The sequence below is a fragment of the Streptomyces sp. NPDC014801 genome, assembly GCF_043082085.1.
GTDB lineage: Bacteria > Actinomycetota > Actinomycetes > Streptomycetales > Streptomycetaceae > Streptomyces.
Window position 1 is genome coordinate 366,156 of the sequence record NZ_JBIBXG010000012.1, and the last position, 26,722, is coordinate 392,877.

24 protein-coding genes and 1 riboswitch are annotated in these 26,722 nt (G+C 72.1%); of the genes, 11 read left to right on the forward strand and 13 right to left on the reverse strand.

The genetic code is table 11. From position 1 onward, the window contains the following. Positions 1 to 49 precede the first annotated feature (49 nt). From ACF1AL_RS29440 to thrC, 5 genes are all read right to left on the reverse strand, one after another. Positions 50 to 1,177: an NADH:flavin oxidoreductase gene (locus ACF1AL_RS29440; protein WP_366835461.1), complete on the reverse strand. Its 1,128-nt coding sequence runs from the start codon at positions 1,175 to 1,177 to the stop codon at positions 50 to 52. 349 nt (positions 1,178 to 1,526) lie between these two features. After that, positions 1,527 to 3,149, reverse strand: a complete 1,623-nt coding sequence (groL, locus tag ACF1AL_RS29445; RefSeq protein WP_361631511.1) for a chaperonin GroEL — start codon at positions 3,147 to 3,149, stop codon at positions 1,527 to 1,529. 350 nt (positions 3,150 to 3,499) lie between these two features. Then, positions 3,500 to 3,703: a cold-shock protein gene (locus tag ACF1AL_RS29450; protein ID WP_004986573.1), complete on the reverse strand. Its 204-nt coding sequence runs from the start codon at positions 3,701 to 3,703 to the stop codon at positions 3,500 to 3,502. Between the two features lie 409 nt (positions 3,704 to 4,112). Continuing rightward, positions 4,113 to 4,391, reverse strand: coding sequence for a MoaD/ThiS family protein (locus tag ACF1AL_RS29455; RefSeq protein WP_366835460.1), 279 nt, complete (start codon positions 4,389 to 4,391; stop codon positions 4,113 to 4,115). After that, the gene (thrC, locus tag ACF1AL_RS29460) at positions 4,388 to 5,668 is read right to left on the reverse strand and encodes a threonine synthase (protein WP_391702608.1); all 1,281 of its coding nucleotides are present in this window, start codon (positions 5,666 to 5,668) and stop codon (positions 4,388 to 4,390) included. Before thrC ends, ACF1AL_RS29455 begins: the two co-directional genes overlap by 4 nt. Before the next feature lie 18 nt (positions 5,669 to 5,686). Beyond that, a riboswitch (SAM riboswitch) is annotated at positions 5,687 to 5,829 on the reverse strand. Positions 5,830 to 5,990: 161 nt separating this feature from the next. On the opposite strand from thrC, the gene ACF1AL_RS29465 reads away from it, so the two are divergent. Beyond that, positions 5,991 to 6,935, forward strand: a complete 945-nt coding sequence (locus ACF1AL_RS29465; protein ID WP_391702605.1) for a glucosyl-3-phosphoglycerate synthase — start codon at positions 5,991 to 5,993, stop codon at positions 6,933 to 6,935. A gap of 28 nt (positions 6,936 to 6,963) precedes the next feature. Here the strand turns inward: ACF1AL_RS29465 and ACF1AL_RS29470 are convergent, their stop codons facing one another. Then, positions 6,964 to 7,701: a hypothetical protein gene (locus ACF1AL_RS29470; protein WP_391780747.1), complete on the reverse strand. Its 738-nt coding sequence runs from the start codon at positions 7,699 to 7,701 to the stop codon at positions 6,964 to 6,966. Positions 7,702 to 7,904: 203 nt separating this feature from the next. Between ACF1AL_RS29470 and ACF1AL_RS29475 the strand changes: the two genes are divergently transcribed. Then, positions 7,905 to 9,308, forward strand: coding sequence for a trehalose-6-phosphate synthase (locus ACF1AL_RS29475; protein ID WP_391660242.1), 1,404 nt, complete (start codon positions 7,905 to 7,907; stop codon positions 9,306 to 9,308). 268 nt (positions 9,309 to 9,576) lie between these two features. On the opposite strand, the gene otsB is transcribed toward ACF1AL_RS29475, so the two are convergent. The 3 genes from otsB to ACF1AL_RS29490 all read right to left on the reverse strand — a co-directional run bounded on the left by otsB (position 9,577) and on the right by ACF1AL_RS29490 (position 12,160). Further along, a complete protein-coding gene (otsB, locus tag ACF1AL_RS29480; RefSeq protein ID WP_391828128.1) occupies positions 9,577 to 10,431 on the reverse strand; it encodes a trehalose-phosphatase in 855 nt (284 codons plus the stop codon). A 51-nt stretch (positions 10,432 to 10,482) separates the two neighbouring features. After that, on the reverse strand, positions 10,483 to 10,731 hold the full coding sequence (locus ACF1AL_RS29485) for a DUF3263 domain-containing protein (RefSeq protein WP_366835455.1): 249 nt from the start codon (positions 10,729 to 10,731) through the stop codon (positions 10,483 to 10,485). Positions 10,732 to 10,891: 160 nt separating this feature from the next. Continuing rightward, positions 10,892 to 12,160: an ABC transporter substrate-binding protein gene (locus ACF1AL_RS29490; RefSeq protein WP_391828130.1), complete on the reverse strand. Its 1,269-nt coding sequence runs from the start codon at positions 12,158 to 12,160 to the stop codon at positions 10,892 to 10,894. Positions 12,161 to 12,258: 98 nt separating this feature from the next. Here ACF1AL_RS29490 and ACF1AL_RS29495 point away from each other — a divergent pair, with 98 nt between their 5' ends. From ACF1AL_RS29495 to ACF1AL_RS29505, 3 genes are all read left to right on the forward strand, one after another. Beyond that, the gene (locus ACF1AL_RS29495; protein ID WP_366835453.1) at positions 12,259 to 13,227 is read left to right on the forward strand and encodes an ROK family protein; all 969 of its coding nucleotides are present in this window, start codon (positions 12,259 to 12,261) and stop codon (positions 13,225 to 13,227) included. Continuing rightward, entirely contained in the window at positions 13,227 to 14,465 is a 1,239-nt protein-coding gene (nagA, locus tag ACF1AL_RS29500; protein ID WP_391821889.1) for an N-acetylglucosamine-6-phosphate deacetylase, read from the forward strand. Before ACF1AL_RS29495 ends, nagA begins: the two co-directional genes overlap by 1 nt. Before the next feature lie 121 nt (positions 14,466 to 14,586). Next, positions 14,587 to 15,516, forward strand: a complete 930-nt coding sequence (locus ACF1AL_RS29505; protein WP_386584236.1) for a 1-phosphofructokinase family hexose kinase — start codon at positions 14,587 to 14,589, stop codon at positions 15,514 to 15,516. Between the two features lie 3 nt (positions 15,517 to 15,519). Here the strand turns inward: ACF1AL_RS29505 and ACF1AL_RS29510 are convergent, their stop codons facing one another. Next, entirely contained in the window at positions 15,520 to 16,443 is a 924-nt protein-coding gene (locus ACF1AL_RS29510; RefSeq protein WP_366835759.1) for a carbohydrate-binding protein, read from the reverse strand. A 141-nt stretch (positions 16,444 to 16,584) separates the two neighbouring features. Then, positions 16,585 to 18,258: a diguanylate cyclase CdgB gene (gene cdgB, locus ACF1AL_RS29515; RefSeq protein WP_391660247.1), complete on the reverse strand. Its 1,674-nt coding sequence runs from the start codon at positions 18,256 to 18,258 to the stop codon at positions 16,585 to 16,587. Positions 18,259 to 18,786: 528 nt separating this feature from the next. Here cdgB and ACF1AL_RS29520 point away from each other — a divergent pair. Beyond that, on the forward strand, positions 18,787 to 19,371 hold the full coding sequence (locus ACF1AL_RS29520) for a flavin reductase family protein (RefSeq protein ID WP_391828132.1): 585 nt from the start codon (positions 18,787 to 18,789) through the stop codon (positions 19,369 to 19,371). Positions 19,372 to 19,640: 269 nt separating this feature from the next. Further along, entirely contained in the window at positions 19,641 to 20,099 is a 459-nt protein-coding gene (locus tag ACF1AL_RS29525) for a GNAT family N-acetyltransferase (protein WP_391702578.1), read from the forward strand. Positions 20,100 to 20,544: 445 nt separating this feature from the next. Here ACF1AL_RS29525 and arfB read toward each other — a convergent pair whose 3' ends face one another. Beyond that, entirely contained in the window at positions 20,545 to 20,979 is a 435-nt protein-coding gene (gene arfB / locus ACF1AL_RS29530) for an alternative ribosome rescue aminoacyl-tRNA hydrolase ArfB (RefSeq protein ID WP_391702575.1), read from the reverse strand. A 198-nt stretch (positions 20,980 to 21,177) separates the two neighbouring features. On the opposite strand from arfB, the gene ACF1AL_RS29535 reads away from it, so the two are divergent. From ACF1AL_RS29535 to ACF1AL_RS29545, 3 genes are all read left to right on the forward strand, one after another. Continuing rightward, positions 21,178 to 21,753 (forward strand): TerD family protein, encoded by a 576-nt coding sequence (locus ACF1AL_RS29535; RefSeq protein ID WP_366835446.1) that lies wholly within the window; start codon positions 21,178 to 21,180, stop codon positions 21,751 to 21,753. A gap of 374 nt (positions 21,754 to 22,127) precedes the next feature. Next, on the forward strand, positions 22,128 to 22,646 hold the full coding sequence (locus tag ACF1AL_RS29540; protein WP_391702572.1) for a GNAT family N-acetyltransferase: 519 nt from the start codon (positions 22,128 to 22,130) through the stop codon (positions 22,644 to 22,646). Between the two features lie 288 nt (positions 22,647 to 22,934). After that, positions 22,935 to 24,491, forward strand: coding sequence for a M4 family metallopeptidase (locus tag ACF1AL_RS29545; protein WP_391828146.1), 1,557 nt, complete (start codon positions 22,935 to 22,937; stop codon positions 24,489 to 24,491). 36 nt (positions 24,492 to 24,527) lie between these two features. Here the strand turns inward: ACF1AL_RS29545 and ACF1AL_RS29550 are convergent, their stop codons facing one another. Beyond that, positions 24,528 to 25,931: a M1 family metallopeptidase gene (locus ACF1AL_RS29550; protein ID WP_391828134.1), complete on the reverse strand. Its 1,404-nt coding sequence runs from the start codon at positions 25,929 to 25,931 to the stop codon at positions 24,528 to 24,530. Positions 25,932 to 26,073: 142 nt separating this feature from the next. Here ACF1AL_RS29550 and ACF1AL_RS29555 point away from each other — a divergent pair, with 142 nt between their 5' ends. Then, positions 26,074 to 26,574: a hypothetical protein gene (locus ACF1AL_RS29555; protein WP_384214994.1), complete on the forward strand. Its 501-nt coding sequence runs from the start codon at positions 26,074 to 26,076 to the stop codon at positions 26,572 to 26,574. Positions 26,575 to 26,722: the final 148 nt, after the last annotated feature.

The following is a 26,722-nucleotide window of genomic DNA, read 5'->3' on the forward strand; positions in this document are numbered from 1 at the left end:
CCGCCTTCCTGGCACCCCGGCCGTCTCCGGGCGCGTGCGCGCCCCTCGCTCAGCTCAGCGTCTTCAGCGACGCCGCGTCGTACGGCTTCAGCTCGTCGAAGCGGCCCGCCAGCACCTTCGCCGCCCACTCCGGGTCCTGCAGCAGCGCCCGGCCGATGGCGACGAGGTCGAACTCGTCGGCCTCCAGGCGGTCCAGGAGGTTGTCGATGCTCTTCACCGGGGAGCCCTGCCCCTGGAAGGCGTTGATGAAGTCGCCGTCGAGGCCGACCGAGCCGACGGTGATGGCCTGCTTGCCGGTCAGCTTCTTCGTCCAGCCCGCGAGGTTCAGGTCCGAGCCGTCGAACTCCGGCAGCCAGTAGCGGCGGGTGGAGGCGTGGAAGGCGTCGACACCGGCGGCGGCCAGCGGCGTGAGGATCGCCTCCAGCTCCTCGGGGGTCTCGGCGAGGCGCGCGGTGTAGTCCTGCTGCTTCCACTGCGAGTAGCGGAAGATGACCGGGAACTCGGCCGACACCTTCTCGCGCACCGCCGCGACGATCTCCGCCGCGAACCGGGTCCGGGAGACCGGGTCGCCGCCGTAGGCGTCGGTACGGCGGTTGGTGCCCTCCCACAGGAACTGGTCGACGAGGTAGCCGTGGGCGCCGTGGATCTCCACGCCGTCGAAGCCGATGCGCTCGGCGTCGGCGGCGGCCTGCGCGAACGCGGCGACGACGTCGTCCAGGTCCGCCTGCGTCATGGCCTTTCCGGTCGGCTCGGCGCCGGCGGTGACCAGGCCGGAGGGGCCCATGGCCGGGGCGTCCGGGAAGGGCGGCTCGCCCTGCTTGCGGACCATGCCGATGTGCCACAGCTGCGGCACGATGGTGCCGCCCGCCGCGTGCACGGCCTCGGCGACCTTCGCCCAGCCCGCCAGCTGCTCCTCGCCGTGGAACCGCGGCACGCGGTCGCTCTGCCCGGCGGAGGCATGACCGACGTAGGTGCCCTCGGTGACGATCAGACCGACCCCGGCACCGGCCCGGCGGGCGTAGTACGACACCACGTCCTCACCGGGAACGCCGCCCGGCGAGAACATACGGGTCATCGGCGCCATGGCGATGCGGTTCGGGACGGTCAGGCCGTTGATGGTGACCGGGCGGGACAGCAGTGCGGCCGCGCGGGAGGCGGCGGGCTCGGTGAGGCTCATACGGGGGCTCCTCGGGTACCGGTAGGTATGTGCGCGCGCATTGTTGCAACAACTGAAGCAACTCTCCATGCCCGCCGCCACATTCCGCCCCGGCGCCCCCGCGCGCTGTGATCCCGGCCACGCCCGCGCCCCGGCGCGCATGCGTCCCCGGCACGCCCACGGACTCGGCACGTACGGATTCGGCACGCGTACGGACTCGGCACGCGTACGGACTCGGCCTGCGGACGATCCCGGCACCCCTACGGCCCCGGAAACGCCCGAGGGCGGCACCCCCTGCCACGAGACAGGGAGTGCCGCCCTCGGCGAAGGCCTTCGGGAAGGCCCGGAAGGACAGGTGATCCGCGAGGGATCAGAAGTCCATGTCACCGCCCGGCATGCCGCCGCCGGCCGGGGCAGCGGCCTTCTCCGGCTTGTCGGCGATGACGGCCTCGGTGGTGAGGAACAGCGCGGCGATCGACGCGGCGTTCTGCAGCGCGGAGCGCGTCACCTTGGCCGGGTCGATGATGCCCTCGGCGACCAGGTCGACGTACTCGCCGGTCGCGGCGTTCAGGCCGTGGCCCGGGGTCAGGTTGCGCACCTTCTCCACCACGACGCCGCCCTCGAGGCCGGCGTTCACGGCGATCTGCTTGAGCGGGGCCTCCAGCGCGAGCTTCACGGCCTGGGCGCCGGTCGCCTCGTCGCCGTCGAGCTCGAGCTTGTCGAAGACGTGGGTGGTCTGCAGCAGGGCCACGCCACCACCGGCGACGATGCCCTCCTCGACGGCCGCCTTGGCGTTGCGGACGGCGTCCTCGATGCGGTGCTTGCGCTCCTTGAGCTCCACCTCGGTGGCGGCACCGGCCTTGATGACCGCGACACCGCCGGCGAGCTTCGCCAGGCGCTCCTGCAGCTTCTCGCGGTCGTAGTCGGAGTCGCTGTTCTCGATCTCGGCGCGGATCTGGTTCACACGGCCCGCGACCTGGTCCGAGGAGCCGGCACCGTCGACGATGGTGGTCTCGTCCTTGGTGATGACGACCTTGCGGGCGCGGCCCAGGAGGTCCAGGGTCGCGTTCTCCAGCTTGAGGCCGACCTCCTCGGAGATGACCTCGCCGCCCGTGAGGATGGCGATGTCGCCGAGCATGGCCTTGCGGCGGTCGCCGAAGCCCGGAGCCTTGACGGCCACGGACTTGAAGGTGCCGCGGATCTTGTTGACGACCAGGGTCGACAGGGCCTCGCCCTCGACGTCCTCGGCGATGATCAGCAGCGGCTTGCCCGACTGCATGACCTTCTCCAGCAGCGGGAGCAGGTCCTTGACCGAGGAGATCTTGGAGTTGGCGATGAGGATGTACGGGTCCTCGAGCACCGCCTCCATGCGCTCCATGTCGGTCGCGAAGTAGGCGGAGATGTAGCCCTTGTCGAAGCGCATGCCCTCGGTGAGCTCGAGCTCCAGGCCGAAGGTGTTGCTCTCCTCGACGGTGATGACGCCTTCCTTGCCGACCTTGTCCATCGCCTCGGCGATCAGCTCGCCGATCTGGGTGTCGGCGGCGGAGATGGACGCGGTGGAGGCGATCTGCTCCTTGGTCTCGACGTCCTTCGCCTGCTCCAGCAGGGCGGCGGAGACGGCCTCGACGGCCTTCTCGATACCGCGCTTCAGGGCCATCGGGTTGGCGCCGGCGGCGACGTTGCGCAGGCCTTCCTTGACCAGGGCCTGGGCGAGCACGGTCGCGGTGGTCGTACCGTCACCGGCGACGTCGTCCGTCTTCTTGGCGACTTCCTTGACCAGCTCGGCGCCGATCTTCTCGTACGGGTCCTCGAGCTCGATCTCCTTGGCGATGGAGACACCATCGTTGGTGATCGTGGGCGCGCCCCACTTCTTCTCGAGGACGACGTTGCGGCCCTTGGGGCCGAGCGTCACCTTCACGGCGTCCGCGAGCTGGTTCATGCCGCGCTCGAGGCCGCGCCGCGCCTCCTCGTCGAACGCGATGATCTTGGCCATGTGAAGTGGTCCCTCCAGGACTGGGGGTGATTACTTCGGACCGCGCCCGCGCCCGCGACGGACGGCCCCGACCGGAAGGTTCCTTCCCCACCGGCCCTGGCCTCACCGACCCGGTCCTTACGTTGTCACTCTCACCTTCAGAGTGCTAACGCCAATGATTAGCACTCGGGCATGGTGAGTGCAAGCGCCTCCCGGGGGTCGGGCCGATGGATCAGCCCCCCGCGAACACCGGCGTACGGCGGCCGGGGCGGCCCGCGCGGACGGCCGGCGGGGCGCGGCGCGGGGCGGCCGGGCATGCGGAAGGGCCCGCACCCTGTGCGAGGTGCGGGCCCTTCGGCGTGAATGAACGTTCAGGCGGTGACGCGGACCATGTCGGCCTGCGGGCCCTTCTGGCCCTGCGAGATCTCGAACTCCACCCGCTGGCCCTCTTCCAGGGTGCGGTAGCCGTCCATCTGGATCGCGCTGTAGTGGACGAAGACGTCCGCACCACCGTCGACCGCGATGAAGCCGTACCCCTTCTCCGCGTTGAACCACTTGACGGTGCCCTGAGCCATGCCTAACTCCCCTATTACTGGCCCTTGCACAGATCCACACTTCGCGGATCCGGGTCAGACCTCGCCCCCCGATGGGTGGGGGCGTGCGCCGGAACGCGTCGACCGCGGCTGAATGTATCTGTCCAACTGCCCTCTGCAACAGGTCAGTCGGACGAGAATTCTGGACGGGACCGGTCCGGAATCTCACGTGAATTCGCCTGAATTCCGAGCAAGTCGGGCCGCACAAAGGGGGGCAAAAAAGACAAAAAACCCGCGTACTTTGGCTACTTCTTGTCGCCCGTGCAGCAGGTTCCTGAGATCGCACCCCGTTGATTCCGGGGCGCGTTCCCCAACTCTACCGCGTCTAATCACATGGAATTGCCCCCTCCGCTTCTCTCACGGAGGGGGCAATCGCGATGAACTCCGTGTGTCAGCAGCCGCCGGCGACCGCCGGGATGATCGACACGCCGGCGCCGTCCGGGGTGGGCGTGTCCAGGCCCTGCTCGAAGCGGACGTCGTCGTCGTTGACGTACACGTTGACGAACCGGCGCAGCTTGCCCTGGTCGTCCAGCACGCGGGCGGCGATGCCGGTGTGGTTCTTCTCCAGGTCGGCGATCACCTCGGCGAGGGTCGCGCCCTCGGCCTTCACCTCGGCCTGGCCGCCGGTGTAGGTGCGCAGGATGGTCGGGATACGAACGGTCACGCTCATGCGAGGCCAGCCTCTCGGAAGGAGTCCAGGGTCGGGCGGATGGTGGCGGTCAGGCCCGTGCCGGCCACCGCGTCCAGGGTCTTCAGGCCGTCGCCGGTGTTCAGGACGACCGTGGTCTTCGTGGGGTCCAGGAGACCGTTCTCGATCAGCTTGCGGGTCACTCCCACGGTCACCCCGCCGGCGGTCTCCGCGAAGATGCCCTCCGTGCGGGCCAGCAGCTTGATCGCGTCGACGACCTGCTCGTCGGTGACGTCCTCCACCGCGCCGCCGGTGCGGCGGGCGATGTCGAGGACGTACGGGCCGTCGGCCGGGTTGCCGATGGCGAGCGACTTGGCGATCGTGTTCGGCTTCTGCGGGCGGACCACGTCGTGCCCGGCCTTGAAGGCGGTGGACACCGGCGAGCAGCCCTCGGCCTGCGCGCCGAAGATCTTGTACGGCTTGTCCTCGACCAGGCCCAGCTTGATCAGCTCCTGCAGGCCCTTGTCGACCTTGGTGAGCTGCGAGCCGGAGGCGATCGGGATCACGATCTGGTCGGGCAGCCGCCAGCCGAGCTGCTCGCAGACCTCGTACGCCAGGGTCTTGGAGCCCTCGGCGTAGTAGGGGCGCAGGTTGACGTTGACGAAGCCCCAGCCCTCGCCGGCCGGGTCGCCGATCAGCTCCGAGCAGAAGCGGTTCACGTCGTCGTAGTTGCCCTCGATGCCGACGAGCTCGCCGCCGTAGATCGCGGCCATGACGACCTTGCCCTGCTCCAGGTCGTGCGGGATGAACACGCAGGAGCGGAAGCCGGCCCGGGCGGCGGCGGCGCCGACGGCGCCGGCCAGGTTGCCGGTGGAGGAGCAGGACAGGGTGGTGAAGCCGAAGGCGCGCGCCGCCTCCAGGGCCTGCGCGACCACGCGGTCCTTGAAGGAGTGCGTGGGGTTGCCGGAGTCGTCCTTGACGAAGAGCTTGCCGGCGTCGACGCCGAGCTCGGCGGCCAGGTGGTCGGCCTGGACGAGCTTGGTCCAGCCCGGGTTGAGGTTCGGCTTGTCCGCCACGTCCGCGGGGACGGGCAGCAGGGGGGCGTAACGCCAGATGTTTGCGGGACCCGCCTCGATGCGCTTGCGCAGCTCCTCGGTGTCGTAGGAGGAGAAGTCGTAGGCGATCTCGAGCGGGCCGAAACACTCCTCGCACGCGAAGACCGGGCCGAGCGGGACGCGGTGGCCGCACTCGCGGCAGCTCAGCGCCGCGGCGGGACCGAGATCGACGGTGGAGGTGCTTGCAACTGTCTGCGCAGCCATGTGAGGCGAGGCCCTTTCTCCTCATCTTCCTCACGACGCATCTCGCCGTGAGACGGAATTGGCACCTTCCCTGGCCGGGAGCCTCGCGTGAACGAGTCCGGTGATCAGGGGGGTTGCCGGGGCTTCATCGGGCCGTGTCCCTCTGCCCCTCTGGATGAGCGGTATGTGGTTGTGAGAACGCCGGGCGACCCCCGACATGCGATGGTCATCAGCGTTGTTCAAGACTGTAACCGAAGGCCACGACAGTTGAGATAGTCGTCCGAAGCGCGAGATGGATCACACGGTCACCGCCTGTGATCGAGACAGTGAGGAGCCGCAGACCGTGCTTGAAGAAGTCGAGCGCTGGCTGAGCACCCGCTCCTGGTCCGTGGCCGACCGCCCCCTGCACCAGATCCTGGCCGCCAAACGGGCCACGGGCCTGACGGTGTCCGTCGTCCTGCCCGCGCTGAACGAGGAGGAGACGGTCGGCGACATCGTCGCGATCCTCCGGCACGACCTCGTGCAGCAGGCCCCGCTGGTCGACGAGGTGGTCGTCGTCGACTCGGGCTCCACCGACCGTACCGCCGAGGTGGCCGCCGCGGCGGGCGCCCGGGTCGTGCACCGCGACGAGATACTGCCGCGCATCCCCGCCGTCCCCGGCAAGGGCGAGGTGCTGTGGCGCTCGCTGCTGGTCACCTCCGGCGACATCGTCTGCTTCGTCGACGCGGACCTGAAGGAGTTCTCCTCCGACTTCGTCACCGGCATCGTCGGCCCGCTGCTGACCGACCCGGGCATCCAGCTGGTCAAGGCGATGTACGACCGCCCGCTGGCCGGTGCGGCCGGGCAGGGCGGCCGGGTCACCGAGCTGATGGCCCGGCCGCTGCTGAACATGCACTGGCCGCAGCTGGCCGGCTTCGTGCAGCCCCTCGGCGGCGAGTACGCGGCCCGCCGCACCCTGCTGGAACAGCTCCCCTTCCCCGTCGGCTACGGCGTGGAGCTCGGCATGCTGGTCGACGCCCTGCACCTGGCCGGCCTTGACGCCCTCGCCCAGGTCGACGTCGGCGTGCGCATCCACCGCCACCAGGACGGGCAGGCGCTCGGCCGGATGGCGGCCGCGATCTACCGCACCGCCCAGCTCCGCCTGGCCCGCGGCCACCTGATCCGCCCGTCCCTCACCCAGTTCGAACGCGGCGAGGACGGCTTCGAGCCCCGCACCTACTCCGTCGACACGGAGGAACGACCCCCCATGACGGAGATAGCGGAGTACGCGGCCCGGAAGGTGGCGTGAGACCGGGATGCCCCGGGCTCCGCGGGCGTCAGCCAGCGTGGCCGTCGGACCAGCGCCAGCGGCCTGCGGCGTCCTGTTCGCAGGTCAGGTACTCGCCGCCCTTGCCGTAGGTGCTCAGGCCGTGGTGGCGCTTGGCGCAGAACTGGCCGTCGGCGTAGCAGTTGCCCGCGGGGCTGGTGATCGCGCAGGCCTTGCTGCCGCCGCCGGAACCGGCGCTCGTCCCGCCGCCTCCACCGGTCCCGCCGGTGCCGCCGCCCGCGGTGGTGCGCGTCGGTGCGGGGGTGTGCAGCAGGTGCCCGTCGCAGTCCCGGCCGTCCCGGGCGACGACGAAGGCGACGTCGAAGGAGGGATTGCGGTCGCCGGGGTCGTCGATCTGCTCGCAGACCTTCTCGCTCGCGCCCCAGGAGGAGGCCGTGCGGCCGCCGCCGTCGAGGGAGGCACCGGTTCCCTCCAGGTAGACGGCGTAGCGCAGGCCGCCCGCGCGGGCGGCGGCGACGGCCCGGCCGACGGTCGCGCCGGTGTGGTCGCCGATGGTGGCGACGGTGGGTTCGGCCGACGGGGTGGGGCTGCTGCTCGTCGGCGAGGGCTGCGGAGCCGTGGTGCTCGGTGCGGCACTGGTGACCGGCGAGGCCGCCGGGACCGCCTTGCCGTCGGTGCCGTCGCCCTGGCAGCCGGCCAGCGTCAGCACGGCCGCCGCGGCGAGTGCGGCGAGGCCGCAGGCTCTGCGCCCCGGCAGGGTTCCTCTGCCACCACGTATACCGATCATGATCAATCCGCCCCCCTGGCGTACGCGTCGTTCGGTGCAGGGGGCATCTTGTACGGCTCACAAAATCTCCACAAGCGATGCGGGGATTCCGGAGCTGGGGTTCCGGTCCACTCGGGGGCGGTGGCGTGAACGGGACGTATACGACAGGGCACGGAAACCGGCCATACGTTTGAGTTTTTCCGGGGCGGGCTAGGTTGAGGGCTATGGCTTCCTCGCACGCTGCTGATCAGAAGGCTCGGGTGCTGGTCGCGTCCAACCGCGGCCCGGTGTCGTACACGGTGGGCGACGACGGCTCGCTGCACGCCAAGCGGGGCGGTGGCGGACTGGTGTCCGGGCTGTCGGCCATCGGACCGGACGCGGGGGCGCTGTGGGTGTGCTCCGCGCTGTCCGACGGCGACCGCGAGGCGGTGCGGCGCGGGGCCGGCGAGCAGGGCGTGCGGATGCTGGACATCCCGGCCGACGTGCACGCCGACGCCTACAACGGCATCGCCAACTCCGTGCTCTGGTTCGTCCACCACATGCTCTACCAGACGCCGCTGGAGCCCGTCTTCGACGCGGAGTTCCGGCGGCAGTGGGCGTCCTACGAGACGTACAACCGCGCGTTCGCCGAGGCGCTGGCCGAGGAGGCGGCCGAGGGCGCGGTGGTGATCGTGCAGGACTACCACCTCACGCTGGTCCCCGGCATGCTCCGCGAGCTGCGGCCCGACCTGCGCATCGGGCACTTCTCGCACACGCCGTGGGCGCCGCCCGAGTACTTCCGCATGCTGCCCGACGACATCGCGCGGCAGGTGCTGCGCGGCATGCTCGGCGCGGACCGGCTCGGCTTCCTCACCCGGCGCTGGGCGGACGCCTTCACCGCGTGTTGCGAGCAGTTCGCGGGCGGGCTCGGGGACACCCGGATCGGGGTGCACGGGCTCGGCGCGGACGCGGACTTCCTGCGCGAGCGCGCCCACCAGGCCGACGTCGGCGAGCGGATGACGGCGCTGCGGGAGCAGATCGGCGCGGGCCGCAGGACGATCGTGCGGGTGGACCGCACGGAGCTGTCCAAGAACATCGTGCGCGGCCTGCTCGCCTTCCGGCAGCTGCTCGACGACCACCCCGAGTGGCGGGAGCGCGTCGTGCACGTCGCCTTCGCCTACCCCTCCCGGCAGGACCTCGCGGTGTACCGCGACTACACGGCCGAGGTGCAGCGGGTCGCCGAGGAGATCAACGCGGCCTACGGGACGGAGGGCTGGACGCCGGTCGTCCTCCACGTCGAGGACGACTTCGCGCGCTCGCTCGCGGCGTACCGGCTCGCGGACGTGGCGCTGGTCAACCCGATCCGGGACGGGATGAACCTGGTCGCCAAGGAGGTGCCGGTCGTCTCCGACGAGGGGTGCGTGCTGGTGCTGTCGCGGGAGGCCGGGGCGTACGAGGAGCTGGGCGAGGACGCGATCGCCGTCAATCCCTACGACGTGATCGGTACGGCCGCCGCGCTGCACGAGGCGTTGAGCATGGCGCCGGGGGAGCGGACGGATCGGGTGAAGCGGTTGGCCGCGGCGGCGACGGCGTTGCCTCCGGCGAAGTGGTTCCTGGAGCAGCTGGAGGCTCTGCGGGGTCTCGGCTGAGGGCTCGCCGTGGGGTGCGGTGCCCTTGGGTGCGCTTGTGCCCATGGGTGCGGTGAACGCCGGGGTTGCGCAGCCCGGCGGTGCGGGGTGCCGCTGCGCCCACCCGTGCCGCCCCAGCGGCACGACTGCCCGCAGCTACGCGGGGTGGGGCGCTGGCCCAGCGGCACGACTGCCCGCAGCTACGCAGGCGTGACTGCAACCCCCCAGGGGCGCGGGGAACTGCGCGATCAGCCGCCCAGTCACCCGCGCCCGGCAGCGAAGCGTCCCGCTAGGGGAGACGGTCGGCCAAGGTGTTCAAGAGGTGGACGACGCCCTCGGGTCCGTCGACCACCAGGTCGGCGCGTTCCGACAGCTCCGTGACCTCCGTGCTGCCGCTGCAGATCAGCAGGCCGGGGATGCCGTCCGAGCGGAGTTTCTCGACCGCGGCGAATGCGGGCAGGTCGCCCAGGTCGTCGCCGGCGTAGACGACGGACTCGGCGCCCACCGCACGGACGTACTGAGTGAGGGCGACGCCCTTGTCCACGCCGGGCGGGCGCAGCTCCAGGACGAGGCGGCCGGGTTCGAGGATCAGGCCGTGCCGGGTCGCGAGGTCGGTGAGCGGCTCGCGCAGGGCCTCGAACGCGGCCTGCGGGTCCTCCGCGCGCCGGGTGTGGACGGCGACCGCGCGCCCTTTCTCCTCGATCCACGTGCCGCGCCAGGCGCCGACGGAGTCCAGCAGCCCCGGCAGCTCGGCGCGCACGGCGGCGACCCCGGGGTGCGGCGGCGGCGAGATCAGCTCACCGGTCGCGGCCTCCCACCGTTCGGCGCCGTAGTGGCCGAGGACGACGAGGTGTTCGAGTCCGGGGACGCCCGCGAAGCCTCCGTTGCGTACCGCGACGCCGGCGGGCCGGCCGGTGACCACCGCGATCGAGCCGACCTTCGGTGCGAGGCGGGTGAGGGCCGGTACGGCGTCCGGGTGGGCGCGGGCCTGCTCGGGGTCGGGCACGATCGGGGCGAGCGTGCCGTCGAAGTCGAGGCCGATCACCGCCTTGCCGGGGCGGGCGAGGACGGCGTGCAGGCCCTCGCGCCCCTGCGCGGTCACCGGTTCGGGAAGGTCCGTCGCGTGCGTGTCGTGGCTGCCCATACCGCGAACCTATCCCCGCCCGGCCCCTGCCGAACCTGGATCTCGCGTCCTTCACCGCTCGGCGCGGCGGGCTTCCCGTATGCGTCTGAGGCGGTTCACCGTGACCGGGTCGTGGGCGAGGGCCCGGGTGTCGTCGAGGAGGGCGTTGAGCAGCTGGTAGTAGCGGACGGGGGCGAGGCCCAGTTCCTCGCGGACGGCACGCTCCTTCGCGCCGGGGCCGGGAAAGCCCCGGCGCTCCAGCGCGAGGATGGCCCGCTCGCGCTCGCCCAGCGGCGGCCGGCCCTCGTCGGATGCGTCCATGCCCGCCACCGTACCGCCGCCCACCGACAACGCCCCGGCGCCCGCCGTCACCCTCGCCCCGGCCCCGCCGCCGACCACGCCCGGCCCCGGCCCGCGACCACGGCCACGGCCCGCGACCACGGCCCCCGCCGGCGCCACGGCCCCGTCCGCCCGCCGGCGGCTACGGCTGGACGCTGTCCGCGGTCACCGCCGAGGACTGGATCTGCCCGAGGACGGCCCGGGGGCTGCCGGTGGGGTCGACGGCCTGCCCGATCCGCTTCTTGATGTCGGCGCTGACCGACGCCCAGGACGTCTTGCCGACCGGGTACAGCTCGCTGAGCGGCAGCTGCTGCAGGAACGGCTGGAGGTCCTTGTCCTGTCCGGAGTCGTTCATCGTCGCGGACGCCGACGTGGTCACCGGCAGCAGGTCGTAGGTGCGGGAGAAGTCGAGGACGTTCTTCTCGTCGTAGACGAAGTCGAGGAAGTCGCGGATCTGCTCGCGGTGGCCGTTCTGCTTGAAGGCCGTCATCCAGTCGGCGACGCCCATCACGGAGCGGCTGGGCCCGTTGAGGCCGGGCATGGTGACCATGCCGAACTTCACGCCCTTCTTCGCGGCCATCTGCATCAGCGAGGGGTGCCCGTTGAGCATGCCGACCTGCCCGTCGGCGAAGGCGGTGAAGGCGTCGGCCCGGTTGAGCTTGCCGGGCGCGACGGGGCCGGTGAGGCCCTTGCCGACCAGTTCGTCCTTCAGCCAGGTGAAGGTGGCGACGTTCTGCGCGGAGTCGATGCCGTAGGTGCCGACGGTGTCGACGTAGCCGCCCCCGCCGCTGAGCAGCCACTGCATCGTCTCGGCCTGCGCCTCCTCGGGGCCGAGCGGCAGCGCGTAGGGGTACTTCACGCCGTCGTTCTTGAGCGCCTTGGCGTCGGCGGCGAGGTCGGCCCAGGTCGTGGGCGGGTCGATGTGCGCCTTGGCGAAGAGGGTCTTGTTGTAGAAGAGCAGCCGGGTGGAGGCCGCGAACGGCATGCCGTACTGCACGCCGTGCACCTGGCCGGCCGCCACCAGCTGGGAGACGAAGTCGGCCTGGGTGGAGATGGACAGGACGTCGTCGGCCCGGTAGAGCTGGTCGGCCGCCGCGTAGTCGGCGTAGGCGCCGATCTGGGCCATGTCGGGGGCCTGGCCGGCGTCGACCATCTCCTTGACCTTGCGGTCGACGTCGTTCCAGGAGTAGACGCTGACGTCGACCTTCACCCCGGGGTGCTGGGACTCGTAGGCCTTGATCAGGTCGTCCCAGTAGTGCCGGGAGCTGTTGGTGTCGTTGTCGCCGTAGTCGGCGGCGACCAGCTTCAGGGTCACGTCCCCGGAGCCGCCGGTGACGCCGCAGCCGGTGAGGACCGCCGCCAGGCCCAGTGCGGAGACCCCCGCGATCGTCGTCGTCCTTCGCCGCTGCACAGCCCCGGCTCCCCCACCCTCGTACACGTCAGACACGTCTGTACCACTTTCCGATTAACGGATTAAGGTCTACACCATCACAGTGGACTAGACCTCTCATGGGTCGCCGGTCCACACTGTCCCCCGTGAGACATGTCATCGCCCTCGACGTGGGCGGCACCGGGATGAAGGCCGCCCTGGTCGGCACCGACGGCGCGCTGCTCCACCAGGCGCGCCGGCCGACCGGCCGCGAGCACGGGCCGGAGGCGGTCGTGGAGAACATCCTCGGCTTCGCCGCCGACCTGCGCGCCCACGGCGAGCGGCACCTCGGCGGGCCCGCCGCCGCGGCCGGCGTGGTCGTCCCCGGCATCGTCGACGAGCAGCGCGGCCTCGCCGCCTACGCCGCCAACCTCGGCTGGCGCGACCTGCCCCTGCGCGACCTGCTCGCCCGGCGGCTCGGGGTGCCCGTCGCCCTGGGCCACGACGTGCGGGCCGGCGGGCTCGCCGAGGGCCGGCTGGGCGCGGGCCGGGGCGCCGACCGGTACCTGTTCGTGCCGCTGGGCACCGGCATCGCCGGCGCCATCGGCATCGGCGGCCGGGTCGAGGCGGGCGCCCACGGCTTCGCCGGCGAGATCGGCCACATCGTCGTACGACCCGGGGGTACTCCCTGTCCATGCGGGCAGCGCGGCTGCCTGGAGCGGTTCGCGTCCGCGTCGGCCGTCAGCCAGGCCTGGGCCGCGGCCTGCGGCGACCCGGACGCGGACGCCGCGGACTGCGCCAAGGCCGTCGCGTCCGGCGACCCGAACGCCGTCCGGGTCTGGCAGGAGGCGGTCGACGCCCTCGCCGACGGCCTGGTCACCGCGCTCACCCTGCTGGACCCGCGCACCCTGATCATCGGTGGCGGCCTGGCCGAGGCCGGGGAAACCTTGTTCACGCCCCTGCGGGACGCGGTCGCGCAGCGGGTCACCTTCCAGAAACTGCCGGAGATCGTCCCGGCCGCGCTCGGTGACACGGCCGGCTGCCTGGGCGCGGGCCTGCTGGCCTGGGACCTCCTCGACACCACGAACGGCAAGGAGGAAACGGGCTGATGGAAACGGCGCACGGGGCGCGGGGCCCTGCTGACTCTGCGGCTGGAGCCGCGCGGGCGCGAGCGGCCACGACGCCCCCGCACCCCGCCACGGACCGGACCCCCCTGGTGCTGTCCGGCGCCACGGTCGTCCTGCCCACCGGAGCCGTCCCGGACGGCCGGGTGGTCGTCGACGGCACCCGCATCGCGGCACACGCCCCGCAGGACGCCCAGATCGTCGACGTACGGGGCCACTGGCTGGTCCCCGGCTTCGTCGACCTGCACAACCACGGCGGCGGCGGAGCCTCCTTCACCTCCGGCACCGTCGACGATGTCCTCACCGGCATCCGCACCCACCGGCTGCACGGCACGACGACCCTGGTCGCCTCCACCGTCACCGGCGACATGGACTTCCTGACGCGGCGCGCCGGGCTGCTGAGCGAGCTGGCCGAGCAGGGCGAGATCGCCGGCATCCACTTCGAGGGGCCGTTCATCTCCCCGTGCCGCAAGGGCGCGCACTCCGAGGAACTGCTGCGCGACCCCGAGCCGGCCGAGGTGCGCAAGCTGATCGACGCCGCACGCGGCCACGCCCGGATGGTCACGCTCGCCACCGAGCTGCCGGGCGGCATCGACTCCGTACGGCTGCTCGCCGAGCACGGCGTCATCGCGGCGATCGGCCACACCGACGCGACGTACGAGCAGACGCGCGAGGCGATCGACGCGGGCGCGACCGTCGCCACCCACCTGTTCAACGCGATGCCGCCGATCGGGCACCGCTCCCCCGGCCCCATCACGGCGCTGCTGGAGGACGAGCGGATCACGGTCGAGCTGATCGACGACGGCGTGCACCTGCACCCGGCCGCCCTGCAGCTGGCGTTCCATCACGCGGGCGCGGACCGCGTCGCGTTCATCACCGACGCCATGGACGCGGCCGGCTTCGGCGACGGCCGCTACATGCTCGGCCCGCTGGAGGTCGAGGTCGCCGACGGCGTGGCCCGGCTGGTGGAGGGCGGCTCCATCGCGGGCTCCACGCTCACCCTGGACCGGGCCTTCAAGCGGGCGGTGACCGTGGACGGGCTGGCCGTCGAGGACGCGGTGAAGGCCCTCTCTGCCAACCCGGCCCGGCTGCTCGGCCTGGACGACCGGATCGGCTCACTGGAGCCCGGCAAGGACGCCGACCTGGTGCTGCTGGACGGGAACTTCGACGTGCGCGGCGTGATGCGCCGGGGCGAATGGGTGGTAAGCCCCCAACTGGCCTGATCCGTCCGCTCGTACGGGGACGGCGGCCGGTCCCGGGGCTGGGCCGGCCGCCGTCTCTTTGGCATGATCGACCCTCCGGAAGTCCACGTCAGCGCGCATCTCTCGGGGGAGGTCGGCCCAGGTGATCCTCACGGTCACGCTGAACACCGCTCTCGACATCACCTACCGCGTCCGCGCCCTGCGGCCGCACGCCTCCCACCGGGTCTCCGACGTCGGGGAACGGCCCGGCGGCAAGGGCGTCAACGTGGCCCGGGTCCTCGCGGCCCTCGGCCACGAGGTGACCGTCACCGGCTTCGCGGGCGGCCCCACCGGCCGCGTCGTACGGGACCTGCTGCGCGACGCGGACGGCGTGCGCGACGCCCTGGTGCCCATCGCGGGCGCCACGCGCCGCACCATCGCCGTCGTGGACGAGCACAGCGGCGACACCACCCAGCTGAACGAACCCGGCCCGGCCATCGCGCCCACCGAGTGGTCCGCCTTCCAGGACCGCTACCAGGAGCTGATCGGCGCCGCCTCGGCCGTCGCCCTGTGCGGCAGCCTGCCGCCGGGCGTCCCCGTGGGCGCCTACGCCGGCCTGATCCGCACGGCGCGCGCGGCGGGCGTGCCCGTCCTGCTCGACACCAGCGGCGAGCCGCTGCGCCGCGGGGTCGCCGCCCGCCCCGACGTCGTCAAGCCCAACGCCGACGAGCTGGCGGAACTGACCGGCTCCCACGAGCCGGTGCGCGCCACCCAGGACGCCCGGCGGCGCGGGGCACGGGCCGTGGTGGCCTCCCTGGGCCCCGACGGCCTCCTCGCCGCCACCCCCGAGGGCCGCTGGCGCGCCACCCCGCCAGGCCCCGTCCACGGCAACCCGACCGGAGCCGGCGACTCCGCCGTCGCCGGCCTGCTGTCGGGCCTGGTCGAGAACCTCCCCTGGCCGGACCGCCTCACCCGCGCGGTGGCCCTCTCCGCCGCCACGGTCCTCGCCCCGGCAGCCGGCGAATACGACCCCCACGCATACGAAGACCTCCGCCGAAAGGTCTCGATCACGGCGGAGGTCAGCGCGGCGTAAGGGCTACTGCTCGAGCCACAGCTGGTCGAAGTTCGCGTTGCACTGGTTGCCCTGGTTGCACACGAGCTCGATGGTGTTGGTGCCCTTGGTCAGGTTGACGTTGGCCCAGGTGGTCTTCCAGCCCTTTTCCCAGTCACCCACCGGCGTACCACCGAAGTTCTTCATGTTCAGCGGCTGGGTGTTGGGCTCGCCGTTGACCACCAGCGTCGCGTTCGCGTCCGTGCCCGGGATGCCGTAGCGGACGTAGAGGCGGTAGGTGCCCTTGTCCTTGATGCCGTTGACCGTCCAGGTCACCTTGGCCCCGACATTGTTGAAACCGGCGACATAGACACCGCCGTCCGCCTTGGCGCCCTTGATGTCCGACGCCGGCACCGTTCCGCCTTCCAAGCGGAGCGCCTTCGCGTCGATGGTGGGCAGCTTCACCTCCGCGTCCCCGCTGCTGCTCGCCGACGGGCTCGGCGTGCTGTTCTGCTGGGACTGCGTGGGCGTGACGTTCGCCTGGTCGTCCTTCTTGTCGTCCCCGTTGCCGTTCATCATCGCCACGCCGATGCCGATCACCACGGCGGCGACGACGGCGATCGCACCGATCAGCAGGCCCTTGGTGTTGGGGCCGCGGCCACGGCCGCCCGAGCCGCCCGCCGGCTGCTGCTGAACGGTCGGCGCGCCGCCGGGGAACGTCTCGGGCGCGGCGTAGTGGGCGTTCGGCCGCCCGTAGGCGCCCTGCTGCTGCGGGACCTGGCCGTACGGAGCGGACGGCGCCTGCTGGCCGTACTGCCGCTCCCCGACGGTGCGCACCCGGCTGACGGAGTTCGGGTAGCCGTAGCCTCCCGTGGGCGGCTGGGCACCCCTGGCCTGGCCGTCGGCGTAGAGGTAGCCGAACGGGTCGTCGTCCTCGGGTGTGCTCGGGCCGTTGTTGCCGGGCGTCATCCCTTCGTTCTCCTCAACAGGTGGGGGGCGGATGCGGTCCATGGTGTGGGGTGTGGCAGAGGGCGAGCCTACCCGCTCTGCAAGACCCAAACGGGTGACCCCGACCGCACCATTCCGCCGGGTACCGCGCTGACCTGCGGATTACCCCGCACGCCGGTGTTGTTTGGGACGAGATCGTTTCTCGACGTACATCCGTTCGTCCGCCGACTTGAGCACCTCGTCCGCGGTCATGCCGCAATGCGCCCAGCCGATGCCGAAGCTGGCGCCCACGCGCACGGCCCGGCCCTCGGCCCGGATCGGCTGGATGATCTCGTTGCGCAGGCGTACGGCGAGGTCCTGGGCGTCGGCGCGGCCGAGGCCGTCGGCGAGGATCACGAACTCGTCGCCGCCGAGCCGGGCCACCGTGTCGCCGTCGCGCACCCCGTTGCTGAGCCGCCGGGCGACCTCGATGAGCACCGCGTCGCCCGCGTTGTGCCCGAACCGGTCGTTGATCGACTTGAAGCCGTCCAGGTCGCAGAAGAGCACCGCGAGCCCCTTGGTGCCGTCGTCCCGGTCCCCCTCGGGCGCCACGGTGTGCACATGGTGGTCGTAGGCGTCGAAGCCCTCGGGGCCGGGGCCCAGGTCGAAGCCGTGGCTGTTCGCGTCGAAGGCGGGGTGGCCGTAGGCGGTGTCGGCGGCGTCGAAGGAGTCGTACGCGTCGAGGGCCGGGTGGGTGGCCTGGGGCCGGCGGCAGAGGCGGGCGGCGAGGCGGGAGCGCAGCTCGGCGGAGTTGGGCAGGCCGGTGAGGGAGTCGTGCGAGGCGCGGTGGGCGAGCTGGAGCTCGCGGCGCTTGCGCTCCTCTATGTCCTCGACGTGGGTGAGCAGGAAGCGCGGGCCGTCGGCGGTGTCGGCGACGACGGAGTTGCGCAGCGAGACCCAGACGTACGTCCCGTCGCGGCGGCCCAGGCGCAGCTCGGCGCGGCCGCCCTCGGCGGAGGTGCGCAGCAGGGTGCCGATGTCCTCGGGGTGGACGAGGTCGGAGAAGGAGTAGCGGCGCATCGCGGAGGCGGGCCGGCCGAGCAGCCGGCACAGGGCGTCGTTGGTGCGCAGGATGCGTCCGTGCTGGTCACCGCCCATCTCGGCGATCGCCATGCCGGAGGGGGCGTACTCGAAGGCCTGCCGGAAGGATTCCTCGCTGGCGCGCAGGGCCTGCTGCTCGCGCTCCAGGCGGACCAACGCGCGTTGCATGTTGGAGCGCAGCCGGGCGTTGGATATCGCGATCGCGGCCTGGAAGGCGTACATCTGCAGCGCCTCGCGGCCCCAGGCGCCGGGCCGGCGGCCGTTGCGCGGCCGGTCCACGGACAGCACGCCGAGCAGCTCGCCGCGCGGGCCGCCCTGGGCCCCGGGCGCGTACATCGGGGCGAAGAGCCGGTCGGAGGGGTGCCACTCGTCCTCGAAGCGGGGCGCGGGCCCGTCGGTGTACCACTGCGGGACGTCGTCGTCGTCGAGGACCCAGCCCTCGGTGTGCGGGATGAAGACGAGGTCGCCCCACTGCTCGCCCATGCTCAGCCGGCGGTCCCAGGACTCGCGGGAGCCGACGCGGCCGGTGATGAGCGCCTCGGCGGCGGGGTTGCCGGCGAAGGCGGCGACGACGAGGTCGCCGTCGGCGCGGACGAGGTTGACGCACGCCAGCTCGTAGCCCAGCGCGGTGACCACGCCGTCGGCGACGGTCTGCAGGGTGTCCGCCAGGCTGCGGGCGGTGTTCATGTCCGCCATGACCTGGTGCAGCTGCCGCAGGGACGCAAGACGGACGTAGGGCTCCGACTCGGTCTCCATGCTCGCCCTCCCCCCGAGACTTCGCAGCGAATCAAGGGTTGTCTTCGGCGTGTCGTGGTCTCGGCCTCACGGCCGTGGTGCCTCGCGGCGGTCGTGCCTCGCGGCGGTCGTGCCCCGTGGCGGTCGTGCCCCGTGGCGGTTCTTCCTCCGGCGGTCGTCGCCACGAGGCGGTCGTGCCTCGCGGCGCCCGAGGTGTGTCACGGTCGGTGTCGCGCCTTACAGCCCTTGCCTGCCCGTCTGCCTAGCGTCGTGCCTCACAGCCTTACAACGTCCTCGCCACTGAATCACAGCGCGCTGCCCACTCGGTACACAGGGTCAACATTTCCTTGCCCTTGTGACTCAAGTCACAGCAAAACGTGAACAATTAAGTGGAGTTTCTGCGTTTTTTCCGTGCGTTAACCGAACGGACACTTTGCGAGTATGCGCTATCGGTGGCCGTTCGGGGCGGTAGTCCGGCGGAAGACCTAGGTCCGCACCCGGTCCGAGGTCCGATGCGGCGCATCCGGAACGGAGACTAGCGTTTCCGGCGTGCTGAAGACTTCCCCTGCCGTGCCCTCCCCCTCCGCACCCGCCCGCGCCGGGCATGCTGAGGGGGTGACCCACGACGAGTTCCGTGCCGCGATGACCCGGCTCGCCGGGGGCGTGGTCCTGGTGACCGCGCAGGAGCCGCCGCTCGACCCCGACGACCCGAACGCACCCACCGGCGAGGACGTCGGCATGACCGCCACCGCGTTCATGTCGGTCTCCCTGGAACCCCCGCTGGTCCTCGTCAGCCTGCGGGAGGGATCCCGCATGGACGACCTGCTCGCCGAGCAGCCCCTGTGGGCCGTCTCCGTCCTCGCCGAGAGCCAGCGCCACATCGCCGGCCGCTTCGCGATGAAGGGCCGCATCAGCGACCGCCTGCTCTTCGAGGACATCCCCTACGTCCGCGGCGAGGCGACCGACGCCCCGCTGGTCGGCGGCGCGCTGGCGACGCTGGAATGCCGCACGGAACAGCGCGTGGCGGCCGGCGACCACACCCTGGTGATCGGCCGCGTCCTGACGGCACGGGTCCCGAGCGCGGAGGGCGGCCCGCTGATGTACTTCAAGGGGCGGTACCGGCAGCTGGGCTGAGCGAGGCATCTCCGTGGGCTGAGCCGCGCGTGAATGCCCGTGGCTGAGCCGCGTGAACGCCGGTGGCTGAGCTGCGTGAACGCCCGTGGCTGAGCCGCGTGAACGCCCGTGGCTGAGCTGCGTGAACGCCCGTGGGCTGGGCCGCGGAGAGGTGCGTGGCCGCACGGGGGCCGGCCCGCCGGGATGCCCGCGTGCCGCATCGCGACAGCGGGGCTGAGCCGCGGGAATTCCCGTGGCCGTGCGGAGGCCGGCCCGCCTAGGGTGCCCGAGTGACGCACCTCGAAGAGATCACTCCGCAGAACTTCGACGCCGCCGTGGGCATCCGGGTCCGTCCCGACCAGGAACACGCGGTCTCCCCGGTGATGCAGTCCCTCGCCGAGGCGTACGTCCACCCCGCGGGCATCGCCTGGCCCCGCCTGATCGTCGACGGGGACCGCCCGGTCGGCTTCCTGATGGCCTTCGTCGACATCGACTGGCACGGCGACGGCACCGTGTTCCGCTCGGGCCTGTGGCGCCTGAACATCGCGGCGGACGCCCAGGGCCACGGCTACGGCCGCTTCGCGGTCCGCTCGGTGGCCACGGAACTGCGCCGCAGGGGCAAGCACGAACTCCACGTCAGCTGGCACCCGGGCCCCACCGGCCCGGAACGCTTCTACCTGAACCTGGGCTTCCGCCCCACCGGAGAGGTGAGCGGAGGACAGACGGTGGGGGTGCTGGAGCTGGGATGACGGTGGGGTGCGGGTGCGCGGCCCCGCCGGGGCCCCGGGCCGGGTGTGCGGGGCGCGCAGCCCCCGCTGAGGTCCGGGGTGGCGCCCCGTGGCAGGGCCTCTCGCCCCACCGCGGCGAGTGGCCAGGCTCCAGAGGCACCGGGGCGCAGCCCCCGCCAGATGTCCAGGGCGGAGCCCCGTGGCAGGGCCTCTTGCCCTATCGAGCGGGCGGCCCAGGTGCCGGGGGCGCAGGGGCGCAGCCCACTGGGGCCCGGGGCGGAGCCCCGTGGCAAGGCCACTTGCCCTATCGAGCGGGCGGCCCAGGTGCCGGGGGCGCAGGGGCGCAGCCCACTGGGGTCCGGGGCGGAGCCCCGTGGCGGGACCTCTTGCCCAACCGAGTCGGGTGGGCGGGTGGGCAAACACCCGGGGGTGCAGGGGGCGCAGCCCCCGCCGGGGCGGCGGCCCGTTACCAGTCGCGCCCCGATCTCCCCCGCTTCGTCTCCGCGCGCTGTTTCTTGGCCCGCAGCCGGCGCTCGTTGATGCCCCGCGGCACGCGCGTCGGCTTGCGCGGCTTCGGCGGCGGCGCCGTCGCCTCGGCCAGCAGCGCCGCGAGCCGTACGGCGGCGGCCTCCCGGTTGCGCCACTGCGACCGGTGCTCGGACGCCCGTACGCTGATCACCCCGTCGACCAGCCGTGACCCGAGCCGCTCGAGGGCGCGCTGCTTCCACACCTCGGGCAGCGCCTCGGTCGCGGCGAGGTCGAAGCGGACCTCGGCGGCGGAGTCGGAGGTGTTGACGTGTTGTCCGCCGGGCCCCGACGACCGCGAGAAGCGCCACATCAGCTCGGCCTCGGGGAGCGCGACGGACCCGCGGATGACATGGGGACCGGACATGCCCTCCATGTTCCCGGCTCCGCCCACCCCACGTCACCCGGATTTCCACCCCCACCGGCCGGTCCCCGCCCCCGGACCCGCCACCCGGGTAAAAAAGGTAAAGGAACCAGGAACCATTCGGGCACCCCCGGGCGTTCAGACGGATGACGGTAGCTTCGTCCCCGTGCGAAGCCGCACACACAGCGCATCGAGGAAGGACTCCCGACCATGGCAGTAAGCCTGTCCAAGGGTGGCAACGTCTCGCTCTCCAAGGAGGCTCCGGGCCTGACCGCCGTCACCGTGGGCCTGGGCTGGGACGTCCGCACCACCACCGGCACGGACTTCGACCTCGACGCGTCCGCGATCGCGGTCAACGCGCAGGGCAAGGTCTACTCCGACGCCCACTTCGTCTTCTTCAACAACAAGCAGACGCCGGACAACTCCATCGTCCACACCGGTGACAACCGCACCGGCGAGGGCGCCGGCGACGACGAGGCCATCAACGTCAACCTCGCCGCCCTCCCGGCCGACATCGACAAGATCGTCTTCCCGGTCTCCATCTACGACGCCGAGAACCGCGGCCAGAACTTCGGCCAGGTCCGCAACGCCTACATCCGCATCGTCAACCAGGCCGGCGGCGCCGAGATCGCCCGCTACGACCTCTCGGAGGACGCGGCCACGGAGACGGCCATGGTCTTCGGCGAGCTGTACCGCAACGGCGCGGAGTGGAAGTTCCGTGCCGTCGGCCAGGGTTACGCCTCGGGCCTGGTCGGCATCGCCCAGGACTTCGGCGTCAACGTCTGACGTCACGCCAAGGCCCCCTGGCCGCACGGCAGGAGCCCCCGGCCGCACGCCGAGGAACCCCCCGGCCGCGCGCCGGGGGCCTCCTGCCGGGCGCGCCGGGGGCCTCCTGCCGGGCGGGCCGGGGGGCTTCCTGACCCGGGCGCGACGCCGGGGCTTCACGACCGGGCGCCACATCGGGGCTCCCGACCCGGGCGCCTCGCCGGTGCTTCCCGATTCGGGCGCGACGCCGGTGCTTCCCGATTCGGGCGCGACGCCGGAGCTCCCCGGCCCGGGCACGACACCGGGGCTTCCTGACCTGGACTCGATACCGGGACTTCCCGACCCGGTGTCGACGCCCACCCCGCGCGCACTCCCCCGCGCGTTACCGTGCCCCCATGCTCCTCGACCCCCTGCCCCGCACCCCCGACCACGACATCCCCGCCCCGCTGCTCACCGAGCTCACCGCCCTGTACGCCTCCAACCGCGAGTTCCAGGCCCTCAGCGGTGACTTCCCGGACCCGGACGACATCCGGCCGGAGCAGGTCGCGGTCGCGCTGGCCGACGAGTTGGCGAACCCGGACACCGAGGTGCTGCTGGCCCGCGACGAGGGCCGCCTCGTCGGCGTGGCCATCACGCTCGCGCACCACCCCGACCCGGCCGACCCCGACCCCTGGATCGGGCTGCTGATGGTCGACGCGGGCGTCCACCGGCAGGGATACGGCCGCCGGCTGGCGACCGCAGTGGAGGACCGCTTCCGTTCGGCCGGCCGGAGCGCCGTCCGGCTCGCCGTCCTCGCCAACAACCCCCGCGCGCTCGCCTTCTGGACCTCCCTCGGCTACGAGGTGATCGCCCACCGCACCGACCGCGCCCTCGGCCGCCCCTGCGCCGTACTGCGCAAGCCGCTGCCGGTGTGACGCTCCGGCGCCCCAAGTCGCTGTCACAACAGGGGGCTGACTTCACGTCAAGCGTCCGCATAGCGGATCCCCTGCCACGGCATTCGGATACGAACACGTAAAGTCCTGACGGACCTCTGTCAAACGACGGGGTCCGGGTGTCACTCTCTCCTCGCCGCCGCACCCTGTGTCCCCCTGTGGCCTCGACCCCACGAGGCCAGCGACGAAGGAGACCGAGTGAGACACCCCAGCCTCCCCGCCTCTCGCTCCACCCGCCTGCGCGCCGCCGCGCTGATCGGCTCGGCCGCGATGGTCGTCCTCGCCGTGCAGAGCGGCGCCGCCACCGCGGCCCCCACGCACGTGAACGGCGCCACCGCTCTCCCCATGACCGCCTCCGCGCGCGCCGAGGCCCTCCGGTCGGCGCAGGACGCCGCCGCCTCCACCGCTCGTGAACTCGGCCTCGGCGCCCAGGAGAAGCTCGTCGTCCGTGACGTGATCAAGGACGCCGACGGCACCACCCACACCCGCTACGAGCGCACCTACGCCGGCCTGCCCGTCCTCGGCGGCGACCTGGTCACCCACGTGTCCAAGTCCGGCGCGCTCAAGGGCGTCAGCAAGGCCACCGCCGCGCGCATAGCCGTCGCCTCCACCGACCCGGCCGTCTCGGCCACCACCGCCAAGGCCGACGCGGTCAAGGCGGCCGACTCCGCGAAGGCCACCGCGGCCGGCGCGCGCACGGTGATCTGGGCCGCCGGCGCCAAGCCCGTCCTCGCCTACGAGTCCGTCGTCAAGGGCCTGCAGCACGACGGCACCCCGAGCGAGCTGCACGTCATCAGCGACGCCACCACCGGCAAGCAGCTCTACTCCTACGAGGCGATCGACACCGGCACGGGCACCAGCCAGTACAGCGGCACCGTCCCGGTCAACTCCACGGCCTCCGCCTCCGGTGGCTACGACCTGATCGACGGCGCCCGCGGCGGCCACAAGACGTACGACCTGAACGGCGGGACGACCGGCACCGGCGCCCTCTTCCACGACGCCGACGACACCTGGGGCGACGGCACGGTGGCCAACCGGCAGACCGCCGCCGTGGACGCCGCCTACGGCGCCGCCGTCACCTGGGACTTCTACAAGGCCGCCTTCAACCGCAACGGCATCGCGGGCGACGGCCGCGCCGCCTACTCCCGTGTCCACTACGGCAACGCGTACGTCAACGCCTTCTGGTCCGACAGCTGCTTCTGCATGACGTACGGCGACGGCCAGGGCAACGTCAAGCCGCTCACCTCGCTCGACGTGGCCGGGCACGAGATGAGCCACGGCCTGACCGCGGCCACCGCCGGCCTCAACTACAGCCGGGAGTCCGGCGGTCTGAACGAGGCCACCTCCGACATCCTCGGCACGTCGGTGGAGTTCTTCGCGAACAACTCGGCCGACCCCGGTGACTACCTCATCGGCGAGAAGATCGACATCAACGGCAACGGCACCCCGCTGCGCTACATGGACAAGCCCAGCAGGGACGGCTCGTCCGCGGACTACTGGTCCAAGACGGTCGGCCGCCTCGACGTGCACTACTCGTCGGGCGTGGCGAACCACTTCTTCTACCTGCTCAGCGAGGGCAGCGGCGCCAAGACGGTCAACGGCGTCTCCTACAACTCGCCGACCTACGACGGCTCCACGGTCACCGGGATCGGCCGGGACAAGGCGTACCAGATCTGGTACAAGGCCCTGAGCACGTACTTCACCTCCACCACCAACTACGCGGCCGCCCGCACCGGCACCCTCCAGGCGGCGGCCGATCTCTACGGCTCCGGCAGCGCGGAGTACAACGCGGTGGCAGCGGCCTGGAAGGCCGTGAACGTCAACTGACCCTGGCGCTTTTGGGGTTCGGCCGGGCGGCCCGTCTCACGCGTGGGCGGGCCGCCCCTGCCCGTACAGCCAGTCGTTCCAGATGGCGGAAAAGTCCTCGTCGGGGGCCTGCCGCTCGACGTAGGCGATGAAGTCGGCGGTGGAGGCGTTGCCGTGGCGGTGGGCGGCGGCCCAGCCCTGGATCAGGTCGTAGAAGGCGTCGTCGCCGACGGTCTGCCGGATCTTGTGCAGGACCATCGCCCCGCGCTGGTAGACGGGGTTCGCGGAGATGTCCGCGGCGCTGCCCGGCCTGCCCGGCGGGAAGTCCCACAGGTCCTCGTACTCGTCCTCCCCGTGCTCGTACAGCTGCGCGAACCGCTGCTGGGCGCTCTGCCCGCCGTGGTCCTCCGCCCACAGCCACTCCGCATACGTCGCGAAGCCCTCGTTGAGCCACATGTCGCGCCAGGTCTTCGGCGTGACCGAGTCGCCGTACCACTGGTGCGCCAGCTCGTGCACGAAGGTGATCATGTCGGGGGCGCCGGGGAAGAACGGCCGGGTCTGCGTCTCCAGCGCGTACGTCGCGTCCTCCTCGCGTTCGACGAGGGCGCCGGTGGAGGCGAAGGGGTACGGGCCGAAGTTGTCCCGCAGCCAGTCCATCACCTCCGGCAGCCGTGCCAGCACCGGGGCGGCGTCCTTGGCGCTAACCGGGTCGACGGCGGTCCACACCGGCAGCCGGTCGTCGCCGACGGTGGCGCGGCGCAGGTCGTAGCGGCCGATACCGACGGTGGCGAGGTAGCTCGCCATGGGGTCGGCGGTGTGCCAGTGGAAGGTGGCGCGGCCGTCGCGGGTGGTCCGGTCGGCCAGCTCCCCGTTGGACACGGCCGCCAGCCCCTGCGGCACGGTGACGGTGATGTCGTACGTCGCCTTGTCGGACGGGTGGTGGTTGCCGGGGAACCACGCCATCGAGCCGACCGGCTCGCCGAGGCCCAGCGCGCCGTCCTCGGTGTACACCCACCCCTCCTGGGAGCCGTCCGCGTCGGTGATCGTCTCGGGGGTGCCGGCGTAGCGGACGGTGACCCGGAAGGTGCGGCCTTTCGGGAGTTCGTCGTGCGGGCGGACGGTCAGTTCCTGGCCGGCCCGGCTGAAGCGGGCGCCGGCGCCCTCGACGGTGACGTCCCGGACGGTCAGGCCCTTCAGGTCGAGGTCGAAGGCGGACAGGTCCTTGCCGGCGCGGGCGGTGATGTCCGCGGTGCCGGTGAGATGGCGGGTGCCGGGGTCGTAGGCGAGGGTCAGGGCGTAGTGGGTGACGTCGTAGCCGCCGTTGCCGGCCTTCGGGAAGTAGGGGTCGCGCAGTCCGGAACCGCCCGGCGTGCCGTCGACTCCGCCGCCGCCGCCGGTGCAGGCGGACAGGGCGGCGAGGGTCAGCAGGAGCGCGGGGACGACGGGGGCGATTCGGGGCACGTCGGAAATCCTAGGGTGACGGGGGCGGTCACCTGGGGAGAGCGGGTTCGGGGGCGTCGGGTTTCAGTGCGGGGTCGGTCCCCTCGGTTCCCGGCGCGGGTTCGGTGGGGGCCGCCTCGGGCGGCGTGACACCATCGCCTACGTGCTCGACATCGGTTACGCCCTCTCCACCCGCTTCCCGGACCCGCCGCAGACGGACTACCGGCGCGCGGACGTCCACGCGCTGCGGCACGACCTGTTCTGCGGGGATGTGTACCTGGCGGACACGAAGTCCGACCGGGAGTTGTCCACAGCCTGGGGATGGGTGCCGGTGCTGGACTTCGCGTGGGCGCTGTGCGACATCGTCGAGCGGGTCGACCGGGACCCGGCCGGCTCCCGCGCGGCCCGGCCGCAGCGGGCGGAGCTGGACTTCACGGAGTCCACGGACCGGATGCTGTTCGAGCGGCGCTTCGGGTGGGTGGACATCACGGCGGACTGGGTGCCGGCGGAGGAGGCGCCGCTGTCCTTCTCGCACGCGGAACTGCGGCGGGAGGCGCGGGACTTTCTGCACGACCTGATCGCCGACCTGTGCGATCTGCACGAGGACCTGGCGGAGAACCCGGCGATCTGGACGCTCCAGGCCCGCTTTCCTCGGGTGGCGTGACGTTCGTGTGCGGGTTTCGTCGTGGCTGGTCGCGCAGTTCCCCGCGCCCCTTGAATGCCTGCGGCGGCCCGCGCGGGTCCGGTGGGGGCTGATGTAGCGCCTACGGCCGGTGGGTGAGTCGGGGCCGCGGTGGGGGGTGTCCGTCCTC